General features: G+C 72.4%; 24 protein-coding genes and 1 pseudogene. 7 read left to right on the top strand and 18 right to left on the bottom strand.

The annotated features are described in order from the left end of the window. Positions 1-165: 165 nt before the first annotated feature. Positions 166-381, bottom strand: coding sequence for an I78 family peptidase inhibitor (locus ACZ499_RS33825; RefSeq protein WP_101387617.1), 216 nt, complete (start codon positions 379-381; stop codon positions 166-168). Positions 382-844: 463 nt separating this feature from the next. On the opposite strand from ACZ499_RS33825, the gene ctaD reads away from it, so the two are divergent. Further along, positions 845-2,539 carry an aa3-type cytochrome oxidase subunit I gene (gene ctaD, locus ACZ499_RS33830; protein WP_468680190.1) on the top strand — a complete coding sequence of 565 codons (1,695 nt, stop codon included), beginning with the start codon at positions 845-847 and terminating at the stop codon, positions 2,537-2,539. Here the strand turns inward: ctaD and ACZ499_RS33835 are convergent. After that, positions 2,527-2,744, bottom strand: a pseudogene (locus ACZ499_RS33835) (ABC transporter substrate-binding protein); the annotation flags it as partial. The gene ctaD and the pseudogene ACZ499_RS33835 sit on opposite strands and share 13 nt — an antisense overlap. 37 nt (positions 2,745-2,781) lie before the next feature. Here ACZ499_RS33835 and ACZ499_RS33840 point away from each other — a divergent pair. Then, positions 2,782-3,051 (top strand): hypothetical protein, encoded by a 270-nt coding sequence (locus tag ACZ499_RS33840; RefSeq protein WP_468680193.1) that lies wholly within the window; start codon positions 2,782-2,784, stop codon positions 3,049-3,051. Here ACZ499_RS33840 and ACZ499_RS33845 read toward each other — a convergent pair. After that, complete coding sequence (locus tag ACZ499_RS33845) at positions 3,048-3,767, bottom strand: transglycosylase family protein (RefSeq protein ID WP_468680195.1); 720 nt, start codon at positions 3,765-3,767, stop codon at positions 3,048-3,050. The two genes, ACZ499_RS33840 and ACZ499_RS33845, sit on opposite strands and share 4 nt — an antisense overlap. Before the next feature lie 527 nt (positions 3,768-4,294). On the opposite strand from ACZ499_RS33845, the gene ACZ499_RS33850 reads away from it, so the two are divergent. Both ACZ499_RS33850 and ACZ499_RS33855 read left to right on the top strand, forming a co-directional pair. Continuing rightward, complete coding sequence (locus ACZ499_RS33850) at positions 4,295-5,068, top strand: hypothetical protein (RefSeq protein ID WP_468680197.1); 774 nt, start codon at positions 4,295-4,297, stop codon at positions 5,066-5,068. Between the two features lie 248 nt (positions 5,069-5,316). Continuing rightward, positions 5,317-5,766, top strand: a complete 450-nt coding sequence (locus ACZ499_RS33855; protein ID WP_468680199.1) for a hypothetical protein — start codon at positions 5,317-5,319, stop codon at positions 5,764-5,766. 28 nt (positions 5,767-5,794) lie between these two features. On the opposite strand, the gene der is transcribed toward ACZ499_RS33855, so the two are convergent. The 4 genes from der to ACZ499_RS33875 form a co-directional block, all read right to left on the bottom strand. Further along, entirely contained in the window at positions 5,795-7,246 is a 1,452-nt protein-coding gene (gene der, locus ACZ499_RS33860) for a ribosome biogenesis GTPase Der (RefSeq protein WP_385548709.1), read from the bottom strand. 71 nt (positions 7,247-7,317) lie between these two features. Further along, positions 7,318-8,055, bottom strand: coding sequence for a lysophospholipid acyltransferase family protein (locus ACZ499_RS33865; protein WP_468680201.1), 738 nt, complete (start codon positions 8,053-8,055; stop codon positions 7,318-7,320). Continuing rightward, positions 8,013-8,756, bottom strand: coding sequence for a (d)CMP kinase (gene cmk, locus ACZ499_RS33870; protein ID WP_385548703.1), 744 nt, complete (start codon positions 8,754-8,756; stop codon positions 8,013-8,015). The genes ACZ499_RS33865 and cmk overlap by 43 nt, the downstream gene beginning before the upstream one ends. Before the next feature lie 68 nt (positions 8,757-8,824). Then, positions 8,825-9,910: a prephenate dehydrogenase gene (locus ACZ499_RS33875; RefSeq protein WP_371651760.1), complete on the bottom strand. Its 1,086-nt coding sequence runs from the start codon at positions 9,908-9,910 to the stop codon at positions 8,825-8,827. 150 nt (positions 9,911-10,060) lie between these two features. On the opposite strand from ACZ499_RS33875, the gene ACZ499_RS33880 reads away from it, so the two are divergent. Genes ACZ499_RS33880 through ACZ499_RS33890 form a run of 3 tightly spaced genes read left to right on the top strand, consistent with a single transcriptional unit; the run spans position 10,061 to position 11,674 of the window. After that, entirely contained in the window at positions 10,061-10,384 is a 324-nt protein-coding gene (locus tag ACZ499_RS33880) for a DUF952 domain-containing protein (protein WP_468680203.1), read from the top strand. Positions 10,385-10,442: 58 nt separating this feature from the next. Further along, a complete protein-coding gene (locus tag ACZ499_RS33885) occupies positions 10,443-10,916 on the top strand; it encodes a Rieske (2Fe-2S) protein (protein WP_468680205.1) in 474 nt (157 codons plus the stop codon). A gap of 17 nt (positions 10,917-10,933) precedes the next feature. Next, a complete protein-coding gene (locus ACZ499_RS33890; protein ID WP_468680207.1) occupies positions 10,934-11,674 on the top strand; it encodes a nucleotidyltransferase domain-containing protein in 741 nt (246 codons plus the stop codon). On the opposite strand, the gene ACZ499_RS33895 is transcribed toward ACZ499_RS33890, so the two are convergent. The 11 genes from ACZ499_RS33895 to ACZ499_RS33945 form a co-directional block, all read right to left on the bottom strand. Beyond that, on the bottom strand, positions 11,603-12,355 hold the full coding sequence (locus tag ACZ499_RS33895) for a nucleotidyltransferase domain-containing protein (protein WP_468680209.1): 753 nt from the start codon (positions 12,353-12,355) through the stop codon (positions 11,603-11,605). The two genes, ACZ499_RS33890 and ACZ499_RS33895, sit on opposite strands and share 72 nt — an antisense overlap. Before the next feature lie 3 nt (positions 12,356-12,358). After that, positions 12,359-13,384: an ADP-ribosylglycohydrolase family protein gene (locus ACZ499_RS33900; protein WP_468412044.1), complete on the bottom strand. Its 1,026-nt coding sequence runs from the start codon at positions 13,382-13,384 to the stop codon at positions 12,359-12,361. Further along, complete coding sequence (locus tag ACZ499_RS33905) at positions 13,381-14,130, bottom strand: NUDIX hydrolase (protein ID WP_468680212.1); 750 nt, start codon at positions 14,128-14,130, stop codon at positions 13,381-13,383. The genes ACZ499_RS33900 and ACZ499_RS33905 overlap by 4 nt, the downstream gene beginning before the upstream one ends. Beyond that, positions 14,124-14,897 (bottom strand): adenylyltransferase/cytidyltransferase family protein, encoded by a 774-nt coding sequence (locus tag ACZ499_RS33910; RefSeq protein WP_468680214.1) that lies wholly within the window; start codon positions 14,895-14,897, stop codon positions 14,124-14,126. Before ACZ499_RS33910 ends, ACZ499_RS33905 begins: the two co-directional genes overlap by 7 nt. A 176-nt stretch (positions 14,898-15,073) precedes the next feature. Further along, positions 15,074-16,252, bottom strand: a complete 1,179-nt coding sequence (locus tag ACZ499_RS33915; protein WP_468680216.1) for a pseudouridine synthase — start codon at positions 16,250-16,252, stop codon at positions 15,074-15,076. Then, a complete protein-coding gene (gene scpB, locus ACZ499_RS33920; protein WP_385550353.1) occupies positions 16,252-16,890 on the bottom strand; it encodes an SMC-Scp complex subunit ScpB in 639 nt (212 codons plus the stop codon). The genes ACZ499_RS33915 and scpB overlap by 1 nt, the downstream gene beginning before the upstream one ends. Beyond that, positions 16,887-18,116 (bottom strand): segregation and condensation protein A, encoded by a 1,230-nt coding sequence (locus ACZ499_RS33925; protein WP_468680219.1) that lies wholly within the window; start codon positions 18,114-18,116, stop codon positions 16,887-16,889. The genes scpB and ACZ499_RS33925 overlap by 4 nt, the downstream gene beginning before the upstream one ends. Positions 18,117-18,191: 75 nt before the next feature. Next, a complete protein-coding gene (locus tag ACZ499_RS33930) occupies positions 18,192-18,725 on the bottom strand; it encodes a hypothetical protein (RefSeq protein WP_468680221.1) in 534 nt (177 codons plus the stop codon). Further along, positions 18,710-19,831 (bottom strand): ParA family protein, encoded by a 1,122-nt coding sequence (locus ACZ499_RS33935; protein ID WP_329397589.1) that lies wholly within the window; start codon positions 19,829-19,831, stop codon positions 18,710-18,712. The genes ACZ499_RS33930 and ACZ499_RS33935 overlap by 16 nt, the downstream gene beginning before the upstream one ends. A gap of 414 nt (positions 19,832-20,245) precedes the next feature. Beyond that, complete coding sequence (gene ald, locus ACZ499_RS33940) at positions 20,246-21,361, bottom strand: alanine dehydrogenase (RefSeq protein WP_468680257.1); 1,116 nt, start codon at positions 21,359-21,361, stop codon at positions 20,246-20,248. Positions 21,362-21,506: 145 nt separating this feature from the next. Next, a complete protein-coding gene (locus ACZ499_RS33945; RefSeq protein ID WP_468680223.1) occupies positions 21,507-23,609 on the bottom strand; it encodes a tetratricopeptide repeat protein in 2,103 nt (700 codons plus the stop codon). Positions 23,610-23,739 lie beyond the last annotated feature (130 nt).

Raw genomic sequence — 23,739 nt, forward strand, 5'->3', positions numbered from 1 at the left:
CGCCCCACCCCCCCCGCCCCCCCCTTCTTCTGATGCGCTCACCCCCGTGGAGGCGGGGGAACCTGCCCCCCACCCCCCCCCCCCAACCCCAGCCCCCTCCCCTCCCCCCTTCGCCCCCCCCGGGGCCTTCGCCGTCCGTACGCGCCGTCCCTGCGGGAGCGCGGTTCAGCCGCGCCAGCAGCGGATCACCGTGCCGTCGGCCACCTCGAAGTTCAGCCGCCCTTCCAGGTACTCCATGGTGATGATCGAGCCAGGAGCGAGCGACCTGACGGTGGTCCAGCCGCGCGCGCGTGCCAGCCGCTCGGCGGCCTCGCCGGCCAGGCCCACATAGGCGTCGGGGGCGTCGTCGGGCTGTGCGGAGGGGGTCGGTATGGGTGCCATGCCAGCCACCGTAGGCGCCCCGGGGCGGTGACGGAAGCCGGGGCCCCTGCCCTGCCGCTGTCCGCGTCACGTCCCCCGCCGGTCACACTTGTGTCACAGGATCATGGGCCGGGTTTACCTCGAACTTGGTCACTCGTACGGGGAGTCCCGGTCAGCCCGCCCGGAAATCACACAGCCCCCGGCAGGACGTTCGGACCCATTTCAGAATTCCCCGGAGAGCATCCCCGAAACACCCGCCTGAATTTCTCTCCCGGCTCCCCGCGTGGGAAATTGACGAGCCATGGGGAATTCACGGCATCCTTACACGATCCGCACCGACGGCGGATCCCCTTCGCCGTCGGCTGCGTCCGGCGCGTTGGCTCGTATGCGCCTATCCCGGTCATGTACGCACCCTGTCGGACCGGGTACCAGCGCGAGCATCATGGCTACCGGCCTGATGCCTGACACCTGAGTGGGGGCGGCGATGGGTACGGAGACGGCGACCGCGGACGCGAGACCACAGGAGGCCCGGCAGTCGGGCCGGGTGATCGTGGACTGGCTGACCACCACGGACCACAAGAAGATCGGGCACCTCTACCTGATCACGTCGTTCGCCTTCTTCCTGATCGCCGGGCTGATGGCCATGTTCATGCGGGCCGAGCTGGCCCGCCCGGGCCTGCAGATCATGTCGAACAACACGTTCAACCAGATGTTCACCATGCACGGCACGATCATGCTGCTGCTCTTCGCCACCCCCACCTTCGCGGGCTTCGCCAACGAGATCATGCCGCTCCAGATCGGCGCCCCCGACGTGGCGTTCCCCCGGCTCAACATGCTGGCGTACTGGCTGTTCCTCTTCGGCGGGCTCATCGTCCTGGGCTCGCTGCTCGTGCCCGGGGGCCCCGCGGCCTTCGGCTGGTTCGCCTACGCGCCGCTCAACTCCATGACCCGCTCCCCCGGCGTCGGCGCCGACCTGTGGATCATGGGGCTCGCGCTCTCCGGGTTCGGGACGATCCTGGGCGCGGTGAACTTCCTGACCACCATCATCGGGATGCGCGCGCCCGGCATGACGATGTTCCGGATGCCGATCTTCACCTGGAACGTGCTGTTCACCTCGATCCTGGTGCTGCTCGCCTTCCCGGTGCTCGCGGCGGCGCTGCTCGTCCTGGAGGCGGACCGCAGGTTCGGATCGGTGGTCTTCGAGCCGCAGTGGGGAGGCGCGCTGCTGTGGCAGCACCTCTTCTGGTTCTTCGGCCATCCCGAGGTCTACATCATCGCGCTGCCGTTCTTCGGCATCATCACGGAGATCATCCCGGTCTTCGCGCGCAAGCCGATCTTCGGCTACCTCACGCTCGTCGGCGCCACCATGTGCATCACCGGACTGTCGATCGTGGTGTGGGCGCACCACATGTTCGCCACCGGCGCGGTGCTGCTGCCGTTCTTCTCCTTCATGTCGTTCCTGATCGCGGTGCCGACCGGGGTGAAGTTCTTCAACTGGACGGGCACGATGCTGCGCGGCTCGCTCAGCTTCGAGACGCCGATGCTCTGGGCCGTGGGCTTCCTGATCAGCTTCCTGTTCGGCGGCCTCACCGGTGTCATCCTCGCCTCGCCGCCGCTCGACTTCCACGTCACCGACTCGTACTTCGTGGTGGCCCACTTCCACTACGTCGTCTTCGGCACGGTCGTCTTCGCCACCTTCGGCGGCTTCTACTTCTGGTGGCCCAAGTTCACCGGAAAGATGCTCGACGAACGGCTCGGGAAGATCCACTTCTGGACGCTCTTCGTCGGCTTCCACACCACGTTCCTGGTCCAGCACTGGCTGGGCGCCGAGGGCATGCCCCGCCGGTACGCGGACTATCTGGCCGCCGACGGCTTCACGGCCCTCAACACCGTCTCCTCCATCGGCGCCTTCCTGCTCGGCATGTCGACGTTGCCGTTCCTCTACAACGTCTGGAAGACGGCGAAGTACGGAACGAGGGTGGAGGTCGACGACCCCTGGGGGTTCGGGCGCTCGCTGGAGTGGGCGACCTCCTGCCCGCCGCCGCGCCACAACTTCACCACGATCCCCCGTATCCGCACCGAGTCGCCCGCCTTCGACCTGCACCACCCCGAGTACGCGCCGTTCCGCGACGACCTGGCGCCGGAGAAGGAGAAGGAGAAGGACCCTCAGGGCCGGTAGGCGAGCTGGGGCACGGTGAAGCAGTCGGCACCCATGTCGCCCTGGGGGACCGCCCCTCGGCGCCCTGCCAGCGGGCCACCGACAGACAGGTGCGGCGCTCCTTGGGCGGCTGAGCGAGGTGTTCGTACGGGACCGGGAGCAGCAGCCCGTGCGCGGTGTACGGCTCGGGCCGGTTCAGGAATCCCTCCACGCACGCGCGCGTGAGTCGAAGACGAGGTCGGCGCCGCGGGCCGGCCCAGGGCATGTCCCCCGAAGTGGCCGAGCGCGCCTACGGCCTGCTGGCCGAGCTCGCGCGGGAGCGGGCCGTGGTGGTCGCGGAGCAGCGGCTGCCGCCCGGCCGCACGGCGATCGTGTACCGGCTGCGGTGCGGCAACGTGGTTTCAGCGGCGAGAGCGCGGAGCTGGAAGGCCTGCGACCCTGATCCGCTGGGCGTAGGCGGCGAGGTCGCCGCGCGGAGCGCGCCCGCGCCCCGCCCGGTCGGGCGACCGGGCGGGGCGGTGGTGGCGGCCTAGAGGGCGAGCCGCTCGCCGGGCAGGATCAGGTCCGGATCGCCGCCGACGACGGCCTTGTTGGCGGCGTACAGCGTCTCCCAGGTGGTGCCGTGCGCCTCGGCGATGGCGGACAGCGTGTCCCCCTCGCGCACGGTGTAGTCGCCGCCGCGCGAGTCCCGGTCGGTCTGGACGGGCGGCCGCTCGGGCGCCTTCGCCGGTGCGGCCTTCGCCTTGACCCGACGGGTCTCCGCCTGGCCTGTTCCGGCCTTGTGCGTACCGGCCTCGCCGGCTTCGCGCTTGGGCTGCGACTTGTGCTCGGTCTTGGGCTTGGCCTTGTGCGCCGACGGCTTGGGCGCCGAGGGCGCCTCTCCGTACGCCCCCGCCTTGGCGGCGCAGACGGGCCACGCGCCCCAGCCCTGCGCCCGCTGGAGCCGGGTGGCGACGGCTATCTGCTGGGCCCGGCTCGCCCGGTCGGCGGTGGACGCGTACGCCCCGCCGCCGTGCGCCCGCCAGGATCCGGCGGAGAACTGGAGTCCGCCGTAGTAGCCGTTGCCGGTGTTGATCTGCCAGTTTCCTCCGCTCTCGCACTGCGCGATGCGGTCCCACACCGCACCGTCCGCCGCGCCGGCCGGGCCGGCGGAGACAGCTAGCAGCGCCAGCGGCGCCGCCACCATGGCGGCGCCGATCGCCGCCGCCATGGAGCGCTTGGAGCTGGAACGACTGGTACCAACAGACATGAAGTCCCTCTTCCGAAGGACCCGGGACTCCCGGGCGGTACGGCCCGTGACGCGTCCGGCGTCCGTTCCGTGCCGCCCCGCCCGCCGGGGTCGTGCGCTTGCCTGTGGTGCGGTCGTACGAGTCGTAGCTGTCGTGCGGCCGTACGGGGCGGGCTGCCCGGGCGGTGCTAGGTGCACACGGCGTTGGAATGTAGGGACCGGATCACGTTGGTATCAACCAATGCCTCGTCATTCCAGGCCAGTTGGCTATTACCTCAGGTAACGGTGATTTCCGGACACCCACTTGATTGATGGATTTCAGGATTTGTCGACCTGCCATCAACCCGCCCTGTGACCCACCTCACCGGGCCAACTTCCGTGCAGCCGACATGCGTTGACATGGAGTGAGGGATTCCGGGGGCGCACTCACCCTCCGCACCCGGCGGTTCGATTCCGTTCGCCCTGGGGCGTGACCCCTGCCACAGATCCGCCGTTGTCCTTCCAGGAGCCGGGAACCACCCGGCGCACGCATCCAGTAGGAGCCACCCGTGCCGCGCATGCTCGACGTCAGCGAGGACGTCCGCGCCGAGATCGGCGACGAAGAGGCCGACCGGCTGCTCGCCGGCGAGAACGCCCCGGGCAGCTACGACTGCACCTCCTGCCGTACCCCCGGCGACTCCGAGCACGAAGCCACCAGCACCGTGCTCTTCGTCGGCGAGGAGACCGCCGTCCTCGCCTTCGCCCACGCCTCCTGCATCCCCTCCCAGGTCGTCCAGGTCTCCGAGGAGCAGCTGCAGGGGGCCGTCCGGTCCATCACCGGCGACGAGTTCGGGGGCGCGGCACCCGCGCAGGCCGTGCTGGGGATCACCAGCGGCCTCATCCTGATCGAGGGCGCCCTGCACCCGGCGCTCGTCGTGGAGCCGACCGCCCCGATCGTCCGCCCCGGCTCGGGCGGCACCACGGACGTGTTCCTGCCGCTTCTGATCGAGCAGGGCTTCGTCCCGGTCACCGACGTCGGCCGGATGCCCTCGGTGCTCTCCGGCTGGTCGGTGCTGCTCGCCATGGGCCAGCTGCACGCGATCCTGCAGCCCGGCACAGGCGGTGGCGGCAGCCCGGTCTCCTGGTGGCAGGCCCACCAGCCGCTCCAGGTGACCGAGGGCTGGCGCGCGGCCGCCAACCGCACCCAGCGCGTCCTGGTCTTCGCGGCCCCGGTCGGCTCCATCGGCCAGCAGCCCCGCGAGGACCTGCTGCGCGACGCCCTGGAGAAGGCTGCCTCGGACGGCACCCTGGTGTCGGCGGCGATGCCCCTGGCGGGCACGTGACCTGACGGCCGGCAACCCCCGCCGCCCGCAGACCCCGAGGCCCGGACCGCGTACCGGCCCGGGCCCCAGCGCCGTTGAGACGCCCGCCGCCGCGCCCGGCGGCCCGCCGTCACAGCCCGGAGGACACGCCGTCGCGTCCGGCCCCGCGTGAGCCCCCCGCGTACGCCCCGATCACCCCGTGCATCCGTTGATACGTGTTATCTGCCGTCAGCCCGCATCCGAGAGCCGTCGGGGTCGTTGGCACATACGTGCACGCATACGAGCCCTCCCGCCAGTCGTACCAGTCGCAGATCCCCTCCATGCGACCCGCGCAGGACCTCTCGGGCGGCCACTCGGCCACGCCGATCTACGACGCACTGTACTCGGAGTACCGCCGGTCCTTCCGGGCCCTGCCGGGTGACCGGAGCGGCGAGGACGACCTCGGCTTCCGGGGCTTCGCGGCCCTGGCGCACTCCGGGTCCCCCGGCTTCCGCGGCACCCACCAGCACCATCCCCAGCCGGCGCACCCGCAGGTGCCGCACCCCCAGACCGTCCCGAACTTCATCCCGTACCCCGCGCACAGCGGCTCGTCCTGGCAGCTCAGCGGGACGGCGAACGGCGGGGTGACCAGCACCACCGGGCCCATGACAGGGCGGCAGCACACCGGGCTCCACCAGCTCCCGGCCGCACTGCCGCCCGCCCCGCGCAGGGGCCTGTGAGGCCGTAGGGCCCCGGCCCCCGCGGGGGTTACTTGTTCTTGCCGCGCTTCTCGCGCACCCGCACCGAGATGTGGATCGGGGTGCCCTCGAAGCCGAACTCCTCGCGCAGCCGGCGCTCGACGAAGCGCCGGTAGCCGTGCTCCAGGAAGCCGGAGGCGAAGAGCACGAACCGCGGCGGCTTGGTTCCGGCCTGCGTACCGAACAGGATGCGCGGCTGCTTGCCGCCGCGGACCGGGTGCGGGTGGGCGGCGACGATCTCACCGAGGAAGGCGTTGAGCCGCCCGGTCGGGACGCGCGTCTCCCACCCCGCGAGCGCGGCCTCGATGGCCGGGACCAGCTTCTCCATGTGGCGGCCGGTCAGCGCGGAGACGTTGACGCGCGGGGCCCAGGCCACCTGCTGCATCTCGGTCTCGATCTCGCGCTCCAGGTAGTAGCGGCGCTCCTCGTCGAGGTCGTCCCACTTGTTGTACGCGATGACGATGGCACGGCCCGACTCGACGGCCATGGTGATGATGCGCTGGTCCTGGACGCTGATGTTCTCGGTCGCGTCGATCAGGATCACCGCCACCTCGGCCTTCTCGACGGCGGCTGCCGTGCGCAGCGAGGCGTAGTAGTCGGCGCCCTGCTGAAGGTGGACCCGCTTGCGGATGCCCGCGGTGTCGATGAACTTCCAGGTCACCCCGCCGAGCTGGATCAGCTCGTCGACCGGGTCGCGGGTGGTGCCGGCCAGCTCGTTGACGACGACGCGGTCCTCCTTCGCCACCTTGTTCAGGAGGGAGGACTTGCCGACGTTCGGGCGGCCGATGAGCGCGATGCGGCGGGGGCCGCCGGGGGCGGCGCCGCCGAAGGTCTGCGCGGGCGCCTCGGGCAGCGCCTCCAGGACGGCGTCCAGCATGTCGCCGGTGCCGCGGCCGTGCAGCGAGGAGACGGGGTGCGGCATACCGAGGCCGAGGGACCACAGCGAGGCGGCGTCCGCCTCGCCCGACTGGCCGTCGACCTTGTTGGCGCACAGCACGACGGGCTTGCCGGCCCGGCGCAGCAGCTTGACGACGGCCTCGTCGGTGTCGGTGGCGCCGACCTTGGCGTCCACGACGAAGACACAGGCGTCGGCGGCCTCGATCGCGTACTCCGCCTGGGCGGCCACGGACGCGTCGATGCCGAGCACGTCCTGCTCCCAGCCGCCGGTGTCGACGACCTTGAAACGGCGGCCGGCCCACTCCGCCTCATAGGTGACGCGGTCGCGGGTGACGCCCGGCTTGTCCTCGACGACCGCCTCGCGGCGGCCGATGATGCGGTTCACCAGGGTCGACTTGCCGACATTCGGGCGGCCGACGACGGCGAGGACGGGCAGCGGGCCATGGCCCGCCTCCTCGATCGCGCCCTCGACGTCCTCGATGTCGAAACCCTCTACCGCGGCGAGCTCCATGAACTCCGCGTACTCGGCGTCGCCGAGCGCTCCGTGGTCGTGCTGGTCGTTCATGAAGTCCGTTCCTCGTTCTGCGTCATCGATGGACCGGGCGTCCGGTCCACTACTCAAGTCTCAAGTCTCGCTCAGCGCCCGGTGAGGCGCCTGGCGTTTTCCAGGTGGCGGGTGAGCCGCTCCTGAATGCGTACGGTCGCCTCGTCCAGCGCCGTACGGGTCCGCCGGCCGCTGCCGTCCCCGGCCTCGAAGGCGTCGCCGAAGACGACGTCCACCCGGCTGCGCAGGGGCGGCAGCGCCTTTATCAACCTTCCTCTGCGCTCGGTGCTTCCCAGCACCGCCACCGGGACGATCGGCGCCCCCGCCCGCAGGGCGAAGTAGGCGAGCCCGGCGCGCAGCGAGGCGAAGTCGCCCTCGCCCCGGGTGCCCTCGGGGAAGATCCCGAGCACCCCGCCGCCGTCCAGCACCCCGATGGCCTGGTCGATCGCGGTCCGGTCGACGGTCGACCGGTCCACCTTCACCTGCCCGATCCCGCGCAGGAACGGGTCGAGCGGTCCGATGAAGGCCTCCTTCTTGATGAGGAAGTGCACCGGTCTCGGTGCGGTCCCCATCAGCATCGGCCCGTCGATGTTGTGCGCGTGGTTGACGGCCAGGATGACCGGGCCGCCGGCCGGCACCCGCCAGGCCCCGAGCACCCGGGGCTTCCACAGCCCGTACATCAGCCCGACGCCGATCCGGCGCCCGACCTCGGCGCCCCGCTCGGCGACAGGCAGGTGCGGCGCGAAGCGCCTCGATGAGGAGCGGTGGCCGGGCGGCGAGGGGGCTGTCACCTGGCGGCCCGCTTCTCCTCGATGAGCGTGACCACGCACTCGATGACCTGGTCGAGGGTGAGCTCGGTGGTGTCCACCTCGACGGCGTCGCCCGCCTTGGCCAGCGGGGACGTCTTGCGGCCGGAGTCGGCCGCGTCCCGCTTCAGCAGGGCCTCCCGGGTGGTGGCGACGTCCACGCCCTTCAGCTCGCCGCTGCGGCGGGCGGCGCGCGCCTCCGGGGAGGCGGTGAGAAACACCTTCAGGTCGGCGTCGGGCAGCACGGTCGTGCCGATGTCACGGCCCTCGACCACGATCCCGGCCGGGGCGGACGCCGCGATGTCCCGCTGGAGCTGGGTGATGAGCGCCCGCACCTCCGGGACGGCGCTGACCGCGCTGACCTTGGCCGTGACCTCCTGCGTACGGATCGGGCCGGCCGCGTCGAGGCCGTCCACGGTGATGGTCGGCGCCGTGGGGTCGGTCCCCGAGACGATGACCGGCTTGGCGGCCGCGGTCGCGATCGCGGCCTGGTCGTCGGTGTCGATCTCGTTGGTGATCATCCACCAGGTGATCGCCCGGTACTGGGCGCCGGTGTCCAGATAGCTCAGCCCCAGCTTGGCGGCGACCGCCTTGGAGGTGCTGGACTTGCCGGTGCCGGAAGGGCCGTCGATGGCGACGATCACAGCTGCCGGGGCGGTCCGGGCGGCGCTTTCCACGGTGTCGGACACCTTCCTGGTACGGGGACGGGGTGGGCGGGCAGGCATCCGCCCCCACACAAGGTTACTGGCTCATACGTGCGCCCAGATCCCCGCCCGGCGCCCCCGGGCCGGGCTCACTGCCGGATCGCCCAGCCCCGCTCTCGCAGGGACGCCGTCAGGCCCGGGGCCGCGGCCGGTTCGACCATCAGCTGGACCAGGCCCGCCTGCTGCCCGGTCGCGTGCTCGATGCGCACGTCCTCGATGTTGACCCCGGCGCGGCCCGCGTCCGCGAAGATCCGGGCCAGCTCGCCGGGCTGGTCGCTGATGAGCACCGCGACCACCTCGTACGCCGTGGGGGCGGCGCCGTGCTTGCCGGGGACGCGCTCGCGGCCCGCGTTGCCGCGCCGCAGCACGTCCTCGACGCCCGCCGCGCCGCCGCGCCGCTTCTGCTCGTCCGAGGACTCAAGGGAGCGCAGCGCCCGTACGGTCTCGTCCAGGTCGGAGGCGATCCCGGCCAGCACGTCCGCGACCGGGCCGGGGTTGGCGGAGAGGATCTCGACCCACATCCGCGGGTCGGAGGCGGCGATCCGGGTGACGTCCCGGATGCCCTGCCCGCACAGCCGTACCGCCGTCTCGTCGGCCTCCTCCAGCCGGGCGGCGACCATGGACGACACCAGCTGCGGGGTGTGCGAGACGAGGGCCACCGCGCGGTCGTGGGCGTCCGCGTCCATCACCACGGGCACGGCGCGGCAGAGCGCGACCAGCTCCAGGGCGAGGTTGAGCACCTCGGTGTCGGTGTCCCGGGTCGGGGTGAGCACCCAGGGGCGGCCCTCGAAGAGGTCGGCGGTGGCGGCGAGCGGGCCCGAGCGCTCCTTGCCGGACATCGGGTGCGTACCGATGTACGAGGTGAGGTCGCAGCCCAGCGCCTCCAGCTCGCGGCGCGGGCCGCCCTTGACGCTGGCGACGTCGATGTACGCGCGGGCCGCGTCCGAGCGGATCGCCTCCGCCAGGGTGGCGGCGACATGGGCGGGCGGCACGGCCACGATCACCAGGTCCACTCGGCCCTCGGGCGCCTCGTCGGTCCCGGCGCCGAGCGCGGCGGCGGTGCGGGCCTGGCCCGGGTCGTGGTCGACCAGGTGGACGGCGACGCCGCGGGCGGCGAGGGCCAGCGCGGCGGACGTACCGATCAGGCCGGTACCGATGACGAGTGCGGTCCTCACGGGGTGATCCTTGCGAAGTGCGGCGGCTGCGCCGGGGCGGACGTACGGCTTGCCCGTTCAGCCTAGGGCTTGTCCGGCGCGCACACGGGCGCGGATGCCCCTGCGCGGGGGCGGCGGTGGGCACGGCGGAACCTGCGGTAGAACGGGGGAATGATCTTCCATGTGGTGCCCGGGCCGGAGTGGACGGCGGCCGGGCCCGGCCCGTACGCCCCGGCGTCGCTCGCGTCCGAGGGCTTCGTCCACTGCTCGGCCGACCGCGCGTCCGCCCTGGCGGTCGCGAACGCCCACTACGGGAACGCGCACGGCCCGCTCCTGCTGCTGAGCATCGACGAGGCGGGGCTGGCCGCCGAGGTCCGCTGGGAGGGGAAGGGCCAGGCGTTCCCCCACGTCTACGGGCCGATCGAGCGGGAGGCCGTGGTGGAGGTGGCGGAGCTGCGCCGGGAGGCCGGGGGCGCGGGCCGGGTTGGGCCATAGGGCGTAAGGCACGCGCGCGTGCCGGGATTCGCCGCGCGGTTGCACCAAGATGCTGCCCATGACGACGCCAACCTCCCGCCGCGCGGTGCTCGCGTTGGCCGCGGGCACGGCCGCGCTGGCCGGCTGTAGCAGCAGCGACGACAAGAGCAGCGGTACGAGCAGCACGCGCAGCGCCGGCGAGACCTCTCCCCCGGTGTTCGCCCCGAACACGCCGACGCGGTCCTCCTCGCCCTCACAGGGCGACGGCGACGCACTGGCGATGACGTCGGACATCCCGGTCGGCGGCGGCAAGGTCTTCGCGGCCAGGAAGGTCGTGGTCACCCAGCCCGAGGAGGGCACCTTCAAGGCGTTCTCGGCGATCTGCACCCACCAGGGCTGCACGGTAAAGGACGTCGCGGGCGGGACGATCAACTGCCCCTGCCACGGCAGCAAGTACCGCGTGGCCGACGCCTCGGTCGCGGCGGGCCCGGCCCCCCGCCCGCTGGCGCCCGAGCGGATCACGGTCGAAAACGGCTCGATCCACCTGGCCTGAACAGGGACAATCGGCGGATGACCGCCGAGCAGCTCGTCCGCGACCACACCGTCTACTCCTGTGTGATGGGCTCGCGCGCCTTCGGTCTGGCCACCGACGCCAGTGACACGGACCGCCGGGGCGTCTACGTGGCCCCGACCCCGCTCTTCTGGGCCTTCGACAAGCCGCCGACGCATGTGGAGGGCCCGGCCGATGAGCAGTTCAGCTGGGAGCTGGAGCGTTTCTGCGAACTGGCCCTGCGCGCCAACCCCAACATCCTGGAGTGCCTGCACTCACCGCTCGTCGAGCGGGTGGACGACACCGGCCGGGAGCTCCTCGCCCTGCGCGACGCGTTCCTCTCCCTCCGCGCCCACGCCACCTTCACCGGCTACGCGCTGAGCCAGCGCAAGAAGCTGGAGGCGGACGTACGCCAGTACGGCGCCCCGCGCTGGAAGCACGCGATGCATCTGGTGCGCCTCATGACGAGCTGCCGCGACCTCGTGCGCACCGGCACCCTGACGATCGAGGTGGGCCCCGACCGCGACCGCCTCCTGGCGGTCAAGCGCGGCGAGGTCCCCTGGCCCGAGGTCGAATCCTGGATGACCCGCCTCGCCGAGGAGGCCGCGAAGGCCGCCGCCCGCACCCCGCTCCCCGAGGAACCGGACCAGGCCCGCGTGGCGGACTTCCTGTTCCGGGTGCGCCGCGAGTCAGCGCTCCAGCCGCACCCGTACGACGAGGTCGTGCAGCGCGTCGTGTCCGGCGGCGGCGTCGGGCAGTAGCGAGTCCGCCTGCGCCCCGTCGAGCACGCCGTGCAGCGCCTCCACGTCGCCCGCCACCCGCTCCGGGTCGAGCCCGGTCGCGGCCCCGTGCTCGGCCTCGGCCTTCACCGCTATGAGGTCGGGCAGATAGGCGGGCGCGGCCACCTCGCCGAGCAGCGTGGGCAGGTCCGCCTGCACCTGGCCGCTGCGCATCAGATGGATACCGGTGAGCAGCACCCGGAAGGTGTAGAGCAGCGGCTTCAGCTCGCCGGTCTTCTCGTACAGCCGCCACTGGGTGTTGGCGAACCCCCGGTAGTGGTGGGCGTGGTGCGAGGTCAGCACGGACGGGGCGAGTGCCACCAGCTCCGCGTGCGCGGCGGTCGTGTGCACCACCAGCGGCGAGAGCAGCTGCTCCAGCACATAGCCGTTGCGGCGCAGCATCAGGCGGACGAACTTGCGCAGGTCATGCGTGACCAGGTCCATCTCGACCCCGTCCCGGTCCCACATGAGGGACCGGCTCTCCTCCGGCTCGCGCAGCCCGAGCAGCGCCTCGGCCGGGAGCAGATGGACGCCGCGCAGGTCGACGTCGGAGTCCCGGGAGGGGAAGCCGTAGAGGTGGGCGCCGGAGACCGTGGCGAAGAGCAGCGGGTCGGGCTGCTCGCGCACCACGGCGGCGAGGTCGATGGCCTGGAGATCCGTCATGGATCAAGAATCCCAGAGCGCCCCGAGCGTCAGCAGTTCGCTGCGGTACTCGATGCGCTCCGCCCACTCGTTGGGCCAGGCGGCGGCCCCCAGGTGGGCGCCCGCGAAGGCGCCGGTCAGGCAGGCGATGGAGTCGGAGTCGCCCTTGGTGCAGGCCGCCCGGCGCAGGGCCGTCAGAGGGGCGTCCGGGAACAGCAGGAAGCAGACCAGGGCCGTGGCCAGGGCCTCCTCGGCGACCCAGCCGTCGCCCGTCTCCAGGCACGGGTCCGTCTCCGGGGACGGGTTGTGCAGGGCCTTGAGGACGCGGTCCAGGGCGTCCAGGCACTCGTCCCAGCCGCGGGCCATGAAGGCGGCGGGCGTCTCGTCGTGGGCGTAGGTCCACAGGTCGCCCAGCCAGCGGTCGTGGTAGCGGGTGCGGTTCTCGTACGCGTACGAGCGCAGCTGGCCGACCAGGCCCACCGGGTCGGCGCCCTGGGCCAGCAGGAAGACCGCCCGGGCCGTCAGGTCGCTGGCCGCGAGGGCCGTGGGGTGGCCGTGGGTGAGGGCCGACTGGAGCTGGGCCGCGCCCGCCCGCTGCTCCTCGCTCAGACCGGGCGCCAGGCCCACCGGGGCCACCCGCATGTTCGCGCCGCAGCCCTTGGAGCCGAGCTGGCTCGCCTGCTGCCAGGGCAGTTCGCTGTCGAGCAGCCCGCAGGCGACCATGCAGGTGCGGCCGGGTGCCCGGTTGTTCTCCGGGGAGTGGTACCAGCGCACGAAGCCCTCGCGGACCGGCCGCTCCAGGCGGCGCGGGCCGAGGAGCCCGCGGTCCATGGCCGCCCGTATGCCCTGGCCGACCGCCAGGGTCATCTGGGTGTCGTCGGTGACGATCGCGGGCGTCGGCAGCCGCATCTCCCGCCAGGGCCCGCACTTGGCCAGGATCGCGGGCACGCCGATGAACTCGGTCGGGAAGCCCAGGGCGTCCCCGAGCGCGAGTCCGGTCAGCGAGCCGGTCGCCGCCTGCTTCGCCCGGCTGTTCACTCGACTGTTCATGAGGGTCGTCCTTCCGGCCGCAGGAGCGGGGGGTGCAGCGCTGTCGCCACGCCCGCCCGGTACAGCGCGGCCGGCTTGCCCCGGCCGCCGGTCAGACGCGCGGCGCCCGCCACCGGCTCGACGAAGCCGGGCGTGGCGAGGACCTTGCGTCGGAAGTTGGGGCGGTCCAGGGCGGTCCCCCAGACCGTCTCGTAGACCTGCTGGAGCTCGCCGAGCGTGAACTCCGGCGGGCAGAACGCCGTGGCGAGGCAGGTGTATTCGAGCTTGGCGCCGATCCGGTCGCGCGCGTCGGCCACGATCCGCTCGTGGTCGAAGGCGAGGCTTCCGTACGCGCCGAACGGCACCCACTGCGCGTGCGCCGCGTCGCCGCCGCCGTGCGGCTCCGGCAGGTCCGGTACGAGCGCGGTGTACGCGACCGACACCACCCGCATCCGGGGGTCGCGGTCGGGGTCGCTGTAGGTGCGCAGCTGCTCCAGGTGCAGGCCCGCGACCAGGTCGTCCGGAAGCCCGGTCTCCTCGGCCAGCTCGCGCCGCGCCGCCTGCCCGGCGCTCTCCCGGGGCAGCACGAACCCGCCCGGCAGCGCCCACTCGCCCTTGTACGGCTCCTCGCCGCGCCGGATCAGCAGGACGTGCAGCCCGCCGTCGCGGACCGTGCAGACCGCGAGGTCGACGGTGACCGCGAACGGCTCGAAGGCGTACGGGTCGTAGCCCTCCGGCTTCCTGGCCGGGCCCGCGGCGCTCACCATCGCCCCGCGGGCGGCCCGTCCAGGCCCCAGCTCTCGCCCAGGAACGTGTCGACCGCGTCGACGGCGGCGCCCAGCATCGCGGCCGGACCCGCGCCCCGCAGCACGACCTTGCGGCCCTGTCCGGGCAGCCCGCCGTCCTGCGGGCCCGCGAGCAGCCACAGGTGCCGCTCGGCACGGGCGGTCCCCGCCGCGCAGAAGAGCACCGGCGCCCCCGTGCGCGCCGCCTGCTCCTCCCGCGCCCTCCCGCACCGGGGCACCCACCGGGTGCCCGCCCAGACCCCACCGCGCCGCTGGAAGCGCTCGGCCAGCGAGCGGGCCAGGGTGGTGGCGGCCGGGTCGGCGCCGAGCACCGCGACCCGCCGGGTCAGCCAGGCCCGTACGGGCTGCTCCAGGAAGTCCCAGCTACCCACCGGGTCCTTGCGCACGGCGGCCGCGGAGACCGGGAAGAGCGTGCGCTCGGCGTCGACGCACACGTGCTCGGCGCCGAAGGCCCCGGCGAGCCGGTCCCCGTACCGCTCGGACGTGAAGACCGCGTCCACCCTCCCGGTGGTGCGGACGGAGCGGACCGAGCGGACGACGCGGACGCGCGGATGGACCTCGGCCATCCAGCGCGCCCGCGTCCGGGCCGCCACGAGTTCCCCGGCCGCCGTGCACACCAGCACGGTCAGCGCCTCGCAGCGGTCCTCGGCGGTCCGTACGAGGTGGTGGTGGCCGGCGTGCGGCGGGCAGAACGTGCCGATCACCAGACCGTGTCCGTACCGCTTCATCGCCGTCACCCCCTCCCGTCGCACCGTCGCTCTTTAATAGTCATGATGACTATAAAGGTCGGTGGGAGCGCGCACAACAGGCGCGTACGACATCTACGCAGAACAGGTGCACACAGCACCGAGCCCGGCCCCCGTCGGTCGGGGGCCGGGCTCGGTACCGGAACTTCAGCGGGCGGCTACAGGCCGACCTCGCGCATCAGCATGCCCACCTCGGTGTTGGTGAGGCGGCGCAGCCAGCCGGACTTCTGGTCGCCGAGCCCGATCGGGCCGAAGGAGACCCGGACGAGCTTCTCGACCGGGAAGCCGGCCTCCGCCATCATGCGGCGCACGATGTGCTTGCGGCCCTCGTGGAGCTCGATCTCCACCAGGTAGTTCTTGCCGGTCTGCTGGATGACCCGGAAGGCGTCCGCGCGCGCGTAGCCGTCATCCAGCTGGATGCCCTCCTTGAGCCGCTTGCCGATCTCGCGCGGCAGCGGGCCCGTGATGGCGGCCAGATAGGTCTTCTTCACGCCGTACTTGGGGTGGGTGAGACGGTGGGCCAGCTCGCCGTGGTTGGTGAGCAGGATGATGCCCTCGGTCTCGGTGTCGAGCCGGCCGACGTGGAAGAGCCGCGTCTCGCGGTTGGTCACGTAGTCACCGAGGCACTGGCGGCCGTCCGGGTCCTCCATGGTGGAGACGACGCCGGCGGGCTTGTTCAGCGCGAAGAACAGGTGCGACTGGGTGGCGACGGTCAGGCCGTCCACCTTGATCTCGTCCTTCTCCGGGTCGACGCGCTTGCCCTGCTCCAGCACGATCTCGCCGTTGACCTCGACGCGGGACTGCTCGATCAGCTCCTCGCAGGCGCGGCGCGAGCCCATGCCGGCGCGGGCGAGCACCTTCTGCAGCCGCTCGCCCTCCTGCTCGGCGCCCGGGAAGGTCTTGGGGGTCTTGATGTCCGGCTTGTCCGCGTACCGGTCGCGGTTGCGCTGCTCGATCTTCGCGTCGAGCTCGCGCGGGCGGGCCTGGCCGAGCCGCTGGCCGTGCGGGCCGCGGCGCACCGGGGTGCCGCCCTGGGGCGCCTTGGGGCCGCCCTTGGCGCCGCCGCGCGCAGAGGCGCCACGGCCGCCGCGGGGGGCGTCGGAGGAGCCGCCCACCTCGTAGGTGCGCTCCTCGGGGCGGAGAGGGCGCGGCTTGCCGCTGCCGCTCTGGCGCGGGCCGCCGCCCTGGCGCTGGCCGTCCCGGCCGCCGCCCGCACCGCCGCGGCCGGCGCCGCCGCCGCTGCCCCGGCCGCCACCGCCGCTGCTGCCGCGGCCGCCGCTGTTGCCACCACGGCTCCCGCCGTTGTTTCCGCTGCTGTTACTGCCGCTGCTTCGCATCAAATTTCCGTCTTGTCGTCTGCGTGGGTTTCCGGGGCGTCAGGTGCGTCCGGATCGAACGACGGCACACCCTCCAGGGTCTCGGCTTCGATCGCGTCCGCCTCGGGGAGGAAGGGCGCGAGCTCCGGGAGCTCGTCCAGGCCGCGCAGGCCCATCCGTTCCAGAAAGTAGTTCGTCGTCCTGTACAGGATCGCACCTGTTTCGGGTTCCGCGCCCGCCTCGTCGACCAGACCCCTCTGGAGCAGGGTCCGCATGACCCCGTCGCAGTTCACTCCGCGCACCGCCGAGACCCGCGAACGGCTCACCGGCTGGCGGTACGCGACGACCGCCAGGGTCTCCAGGGCCGCCTGGGTGAGCCGGGCCTGCTGCCCGTCCAGGACGAAGCCCTCGACGGCCGGCGCGTACGCGGCCCGGCTGTAGAACCGCCAGCCGCCCGCCACAAGCCGCAGCTCGAAGCCGCGGCCCTGGACGGTGTACTCGTCCGCCAGCTCGCGCAGGGCGTCCGCCACGGCCCTCCGGGGCCGTTCCAGCACCTTCGCCAGGTGCTCCTCGGTCGCGGGCTCGTCGACCACCATGAGAACGGCCTCAAGGGCGGGCTTGAGCGCAAGCTCCTCGGATTCCTCGATCTCCTCGATCACGCCGTCTCCACCTCCACAACTTGGTCGAACTCGTCCGTGACGGCGGGCTGGGCCCCGTCGCCGCCGCTCCAGCGCACCATGAGCTCCCCGAGCGCCTCGTCCTGGTCGAGGACGACGGCCTTCTCGCGGTAGAGCTCCAGGAGGGCGAGGAAGCGGGCGACGACGGTGAGGGTGTCGGGCGCGTCCAGGGTCAGCTCCCGGAAACTGACGTCCCCGCACGCCCGCAGCATCGCCACGACCACGGCGGCCTGCTCCCTGACGGAAACGAGCGGCGCGTGAATGTGGTCGATGTACACCTGCGGCTTGGCCTTCGGCTGCATGGCCTTGACCGCCAGCTTGGCGAACCCGTCGGCGCCGATGCTGATGACGACCTCGGGCAGCAGCTCGGCGTGGTGCGCCTCCAGCCCGACAGTACGGGGGTGGCGGTGCGCCTCGGCGTCGAGCCGCTCGCTGAAGATGTCCGCGATCTGCTTGTACGCGCGGTACTGGAGCAGCCGCGCGAACAGCAGGTCCCGCGCCTCAAGGAGCGCCAGATCGGCCTCGTCCTCGACCTCGGCGGCGGGCAGCAGCCGGGCCGCCTTGAGGTCGAGGAGGGTGGCGGCGACGACGAGGAACTCGGTGGTCTGATCGAGGTCCCAGTCCGCCCCCATGGCCCGGATGTGCGCCATGAACTCATCGGTGACCTTGGACAACGCGACTTCGGTCACGTCCATCTTGTGCTTCGAGATGAGCTGAAGCAGCAGGTCGAAGGGGCCTTCGAAGTTGGCGAGCCGAACGGTGAAGCGGCCGTCGGAGGGGGCGGGGGCCGCGGAGTCCGCGTACGGCACGGTCTCGGGCCCCGGGCCGCCATTCGTCTGCGGGACGGTGGGGGCTGGTCGCGCAGTTCCCCGCGCCCCTGGGGGGACGGGGTCCGGGGCGGAGCCCGGTGGGCGGGGCGCGGGGGCCGCAGTCCCCGCCGGGGGGTCCACCGCCGGGTCCGGGGGCGCAGCCTCCGAGGGGGTGCAGGGGCGCAACCCCGCTTGCGGGTCCGGGGGCGCAGCCTCCGGGGAAGACTCCTCCCCCACCACTCCCCCGGCTGCCCGCCGAGGCCACGCGGCGGAGCCGCCGATGTCACTGCCGGGAAGGGGCGGGGTGGGGAAACCCCCGGAGGAACCCCCCGGTCCCCGCCCCAGCGCACGCCGAGCCCCCCGCGCAGCGGGAACGTCCGGGTCGTCGACGGTGGGCAAGAGGCGGTCCAGGGGGTGCGGAGCGGGCGGTACGAGGCAGCGCGGGCAGTGCGGGCCGCACGGCGCAGGCTAGTGCTACCGGCCCCGCAGACGCCGTACGAGAATGCTCGCGTCGCCCCGGGACTCCAGATCGGCCAGGACCACCGCGACGGCCTCGCGGACGATCCGCCCGCGGTCGACGGCGAGCCCGTGCTCCCCGCGCAGGACCAGGCGCGCGTGCTCCAGGTCCATCAGCTCCTCCGCGGAGACGTACACCGTGATCTTCTCGTCGTGGCGCTCGCGCCCGCTGGGCCGCCGGTTGGCCGCCCGGGCCCGCCGCCGCTGCGCCGCGGTACTCGGGGCGGCCGGAGCGCCCTGACGGGCCCCCTTGGCGGCCTCGCCGGACGCGGCGGCCGTGCGGCTGCGGGGCTCGCCCGACGCCGGATCCTCCTCCGCCGCCGAGTGCTCGGCCCGCGCCGCGGACTCGTCCGTGACCGGGTCGCTCTCGCCCGCCGGTCCGGGCACCCTCGCCTCGCCGTTGGTCCGCCTCGGGGTGGAGGACTGGAGTGCCATTCCTCCGGTCGTACGGAACAGTTCGTCGGCCCCGGGCAGACTCACTCGGCGTGACACCGGGCGAGCACCTCCCTGGCGAGCTGGCGATAGGCGGCGGCGCCCACGGAGTTGGACGCGTACGTCGTGATGGGCTCGCCGGCGACCGTGGTCTCCGGGAAGCGCACGGTACGGCCGATCACCGTGTGGTAGACGTGGTCGTCGAAGGCCTCGACCACCCGGGCCAGGACCTCGCGGCTGTGCACCGTACGGGAGTCGTACATGGTCGCGAGGATGCCGTCGAGCTCCAGGTCGGGGTTGAGCCGCTCCTGGACCTTCTCGATCGTCTCGGTCAGCAGGGCCACACCGCGCAGCGCGAAGAACTCGCACTCCAGCGGCACGATCACCTTGTGAGCCGCCGTCAGGGCGTTGACGGTGAGCAGGCCGAGCGAGGGCTGACAGTCGATCACGATGTAGTCGTAGTCGGCCATCAGGGGCTTCAGGGCGCGCTGGAGCGTCGACTCCCGGGCCACCTCGCTCACCAGCTGCACTTCGGCGGCGGAGAGGTCGATGTTGCTCGGCAGCAGGTCCATGTTGGGAACCGCGGTCTTGAGCAGGACCTCGTCGGCCGACATGCCCCGCTCCATGAGCAGGTTGTAGACCGTGAGGTCGAGCTCCATCGGGTTCACACCCAGGCCCACCGAGAGGGCGCCCTGCGGGTCGAAGTCGACGAGCAGCACCCGGCGTCCGTACTCCGCGAGCGCGGCACCCAGGTTGATGGTCGACGTGGTCTTGCCGACGCCGCCCTTCTGGTTGCACATCGCGATGATCTTCGCGGGACCGTGGTCGGTCAGCGGACCCGGGATCGGGAAGTACGGCAGCGGCCGTCCGGTCGGGCCGATCCGCTCACGGCGCTGGCGTGCGGCGTCGGGGGCGAGGGTGGCCGCGTACTCGGGGTCGGGCTCGTATTCGGCGTCGGGGTCGTAGAAGTGCCCCTGGGGCACTTCCTCAAAGTCGGCGAAAGCAGCGGTGTCCCGGCCACTCTCGTTGCCGGCCATGGCGTTCACGTGTAGGCCGTCCATCATCCGTGGGGCTGTCGTCATGTGCGGGGTGGTTGCGAAGGCGCGGACCGCGACGGAGCCGACAGCCTCAGCAGGCCCCGAAGGGCCATGGCCCCGTGCGGGCATCCCTGGTTGACCACCTCCAGGAGTAAATGTCGACTCATTCACAAGTCGTCTTACCTCCTTGGAAGTGACCAGGAAACTTTATCGATAGGTCAGCGTGGCACCATGCCGACGATTGGCGACTCTATGGCGTGTCACCGGTCCGCAGCAACACAATCCGCCGGACCCGGCCGGATGTGTCGGCAACCGAACACTGCTCTGTCAAGGGCGTACGGGCATCAGAGCGCGAGTTTCAGGGGTGCGCGAAACGGTTAAAGAGTTACGTTCGAGGCGAGTTGAGCGAGCCTGCCACACTCCGGTGGAAGTGTCGCGATACACATCCGGCCGGACCTTGGGCGACAAGGTCCGGCCGGGTGGGTGGGGTTGACGGCGCGCGTTGACGAACCGTTTCGTCAGAGCGCCGCCACAGTGCTCGGATCAGCCGAGGAGCGTGCTCAGCTCGACGGTCTCCAGGCCGTGGGCCTCGGCGACCGGGCCGTAAACGACCTGGCCGTCATGGGTGTTGAGGCCCAGCGCGAGCGCGGGGTCACGGCGCAGCGCCTCGGCCCAGCCGTTGTTCGCCAGCGAAACGATGTAGGGCATCGTGGCGTTGGTGAGCGCGTAGGTGGAGGTGTTGGGCACCGCGCCGGGCATGTTGGCGACGCAGTAGAAGACCGAGTCGTGGACCATGAAGGTCGGCTCGGCGTGGGTGGTGGGACGCGAGTCCTCGAAGCAGCCGCCCTGGTCGATCGCGATGTCGACAAGGACACTTCCGGGCTTCATCTTGGCGACGAGCTCGTTGGTGACCAGCTTCGGGGCCTTGGCGCCCGGGATGAGGACGGCGCCGATGACGAGGTCGGCCTCGATGACGGCCTTCTCCAGCTCGTAGGCGTTGGAGACGATCGTCTGCACCTTGGTGCCGAAGATCTTGTCGGCCTCGCGGAGCTTGTTGATGTCCTTGTCGAGCAGGGTCACGTGGAAGCCCATGCCGACGGCGATCTGGGTGGCGTTCCAGCCGGAGACGCCACCGCCGATGACGACGGCCTTGCCGGCGTGGGTACCCGGGACGCCGCCGGGCAGGACGCCGCGGCCGCCAACCGAGCGCATCAGGTGGTACGCGCCGACCTGCGGGGCGAGGCGGCCCGCGACCTCGGACATCGGAGCGAGCAGCGGCAGCGCGCGGCCCGCGGTCTCCACCGTCTCGTACGCGATGGCGGTGGTGCCGGACTCCAGGAGGGCGTCCGTGCACTCGCGGGACGCGGCGAGGTGCAGGTAGGTGAAGAGCGTCTGGTCCTTGCGGAGGCGGTGGTACTCCTCGGCGATGGGCTCCTTGACCTTCAGCAGCAGGTCAGCGGTGGCCCACACCTCGTCGGCGGTGCCCAGGATCTCGGCGCCGGCGGCCACGTACTCGGCGTCCGTGATCGACGAGCCGGCACCGGCGTTCTGCTCGATGACGACCTGGTGGCCGTGGCGCACCAGCTCGTGCACGCCGGCGGGGGTGATGGCCACCCGGAACTCGTTGTTCTTGACCTCGCGGGGGATGCCGACCTTCACGTCGATCACGGTCCTTGGCTCAGGGGATGAAGGGGGTGTAATGCATTCATACCCGGATGCACCAAGGCGCACCGGGATACACCGCAAGAAGGAGCGGCGGAGCCAGTCTAATGAAGGTTTTCCCGCTGTCTACCCTTACAAACAACTAATCTTTGGCCGAAGCGCTGCGGATTTCGTAGGCCGGAGCCTTGTCTTCCTCCCCACTTCCTCCGTCAGGCTCCAGCAGGGTCTCGGCCGCGCCCCGGTGCAGCCTGGCCCCCGCCGGGTCTCCCAGCCGGTCGAGGGTGTCCGCGAGGCGCAGCTGGAGCGCGGCCTGGAGACGCAGATCACCGGCCTGCCTCGCCCACTCGACCGCCTCGCGGCAGGTGCGCAGCGACTCCTCGGGCCGCCCGGCGTACTCCTGCACCCGGGCCGCCTCGCTCAGCGCCCGCGCCTGGCTCGGCAGATCGCCGATACGGCGGTATCCGGCCACCGCGGCGCGCCAACTGCGGAGTGCCTCGCCGTAGCGGCCCGCGTAGGTGAGCACAGCGCCGATGCGCCCGTAGAGGCGCGCCTCGTCCTGCCGCTCGCCCCGCGCGAGGCGCTGCGCCAGGGCCCGCCCGTACCAGTCGGCGGCTCTCGTCCAGTCGCCCAGCTCCTGGTGGGCGCCGCCTACGGATTCCATCGCGCGGCCCGTCGCGTACGGGTCGTTCGCGGCCCGGCCCGCGTCCAGGGCCGCCCGGTAGCGCACCAGCGCGTCACCGGTGCGACCGGCCTCCGCGTCCAGATCGCCCAGATTGAGCAGGGCCGCGGCTTTCTCCCGGTGCAGCTCGCGCCGCTCGGCGACGTCGAGAACCAGCTGGTGCAGACCATAGAGATCGGGTGCGGCCGCCTCGGTCCCGCGGTGCGCGGCCAGCGCCCGGACCAGGGCCGCGACCAGCCTTCTGGCCAGCGTGTCCAGCTCGCCGTCCTCGACCGCGAGCCGGGCGGACGCCAGCAGCGCGGGCCGGCGGGTGTCCAGCCACGCGGCGGCCAGCCGCTCGTTGGGGAAGCGCAGGGCGCGGGGCAGCCCGGCGAGCTTCTTGCGGGCCGCGGAGCCGTCGGGCTCGGTGACCGCCCGGCAGGACTGGAGCAGCCGTACGGTCCGCTCCAGCATCCGGGCCTGGGCCAGCTGGAGCTCGCCGGGCCGGTCGGCGGCCTCCGCGAGCCTGTGCAACAGCGGAGCCAGCCAGCCGGGCACCGCGTACTGGGCGGGCTGCTCCTCCGGGTCGCCGAAGACCCTCAGCAGCCCGTACGCGACGAAGTCCTCCAGGGTGTTCTGGGCCGCCGACACCGAGCACCCGGCGAGCGCCGAGGCGGTCTGGGCGTCCACGATCCCGGCCGGGGTGAGCGGGAGCAGCCGCAGCAGCCGGGCGTTGGGCTGCGGCAGCGACTCGTACACCAGCCGGAAGGCGCGCACCAACGGGCGCTCGGCGACGGGCAGTTGGCCGCCGAGGGCCCCGCCCTCATCGGGTAGCGCGTGCAGCCGCTTGGCGACGTCGGAGACGGCCGCCTGGGGCCGGGCCGCCAGCCAGCCGCCGACCAGGGCGATGGCGGCGGGCGCTCCCGCGCACTCCTCGACCAGGTTCTCGGCGGTGCGCGGGTCCACCGTGATCCGTACCGCGCCGGTGAAGCTCTCCAGGAATTCGACGGCCGCCTTGGGGTCGAGGCCGCCGAGGGTGCAGGGCCGGACGTCCGGGACGCCGGTGAGGGGTCCGCGGGCGGTCGCCACGACCAGGCAGTCGGCGTTCTGCGGCAGCAGCGGGTCGACCTGCTCGGCGCCGACCGCGTCGTCGAGCAGCAGCAGCGCCCTTCGCTGGGCGAGCGCCTCGCGCACCAGCTGGGCCAGCTCGTCCTCACCGCCGCCGGGCGGCACCGGGACCTCAAGGGCGTCGAGCAGATCGCGGGCCACCCGCTCGGCGGGGACCGGGGTGCCGCCGGGTTCGCGCAGGGACGCGCGCAGTACCCCGTCGGGGTAGTCGGCGGCGAGCCGGCGGGCCAGCTCCTCGGCGAGGGCGGTCCGCCCGGAGCCGGGGCGTCCGGCGATCAGCAGCACCCGGGCGCGCGGCGACTTGCGGCCGGACAGGGTGTCGAGCCCCGCCCGCTCCACGTCCTCGCGCAGCTCCTTCAACTCCCGCTGGCGGCCGAAGAACTGACGGCCAATCGCCTCCGGCGCGGCCGGCTCGCACTCCGCGGCAGAGCCGCCCACGTCCACCGCCTGATCCGTCACGGGCCACGCTCCGTCCGCTGCGCACGAGCCGAGCCCGGCGGGTCTCCGCACGGGCGTTCCGAGCGTAGTTCACACGGGGTCAGCGGCCCGGCGGAGCGCGGCGGGCAGGTCGCCCGATCGGATCAGCGGA

It is taken from the genome of Streptomyces sp. NPDC031265 (assembly GCF_055570295.1).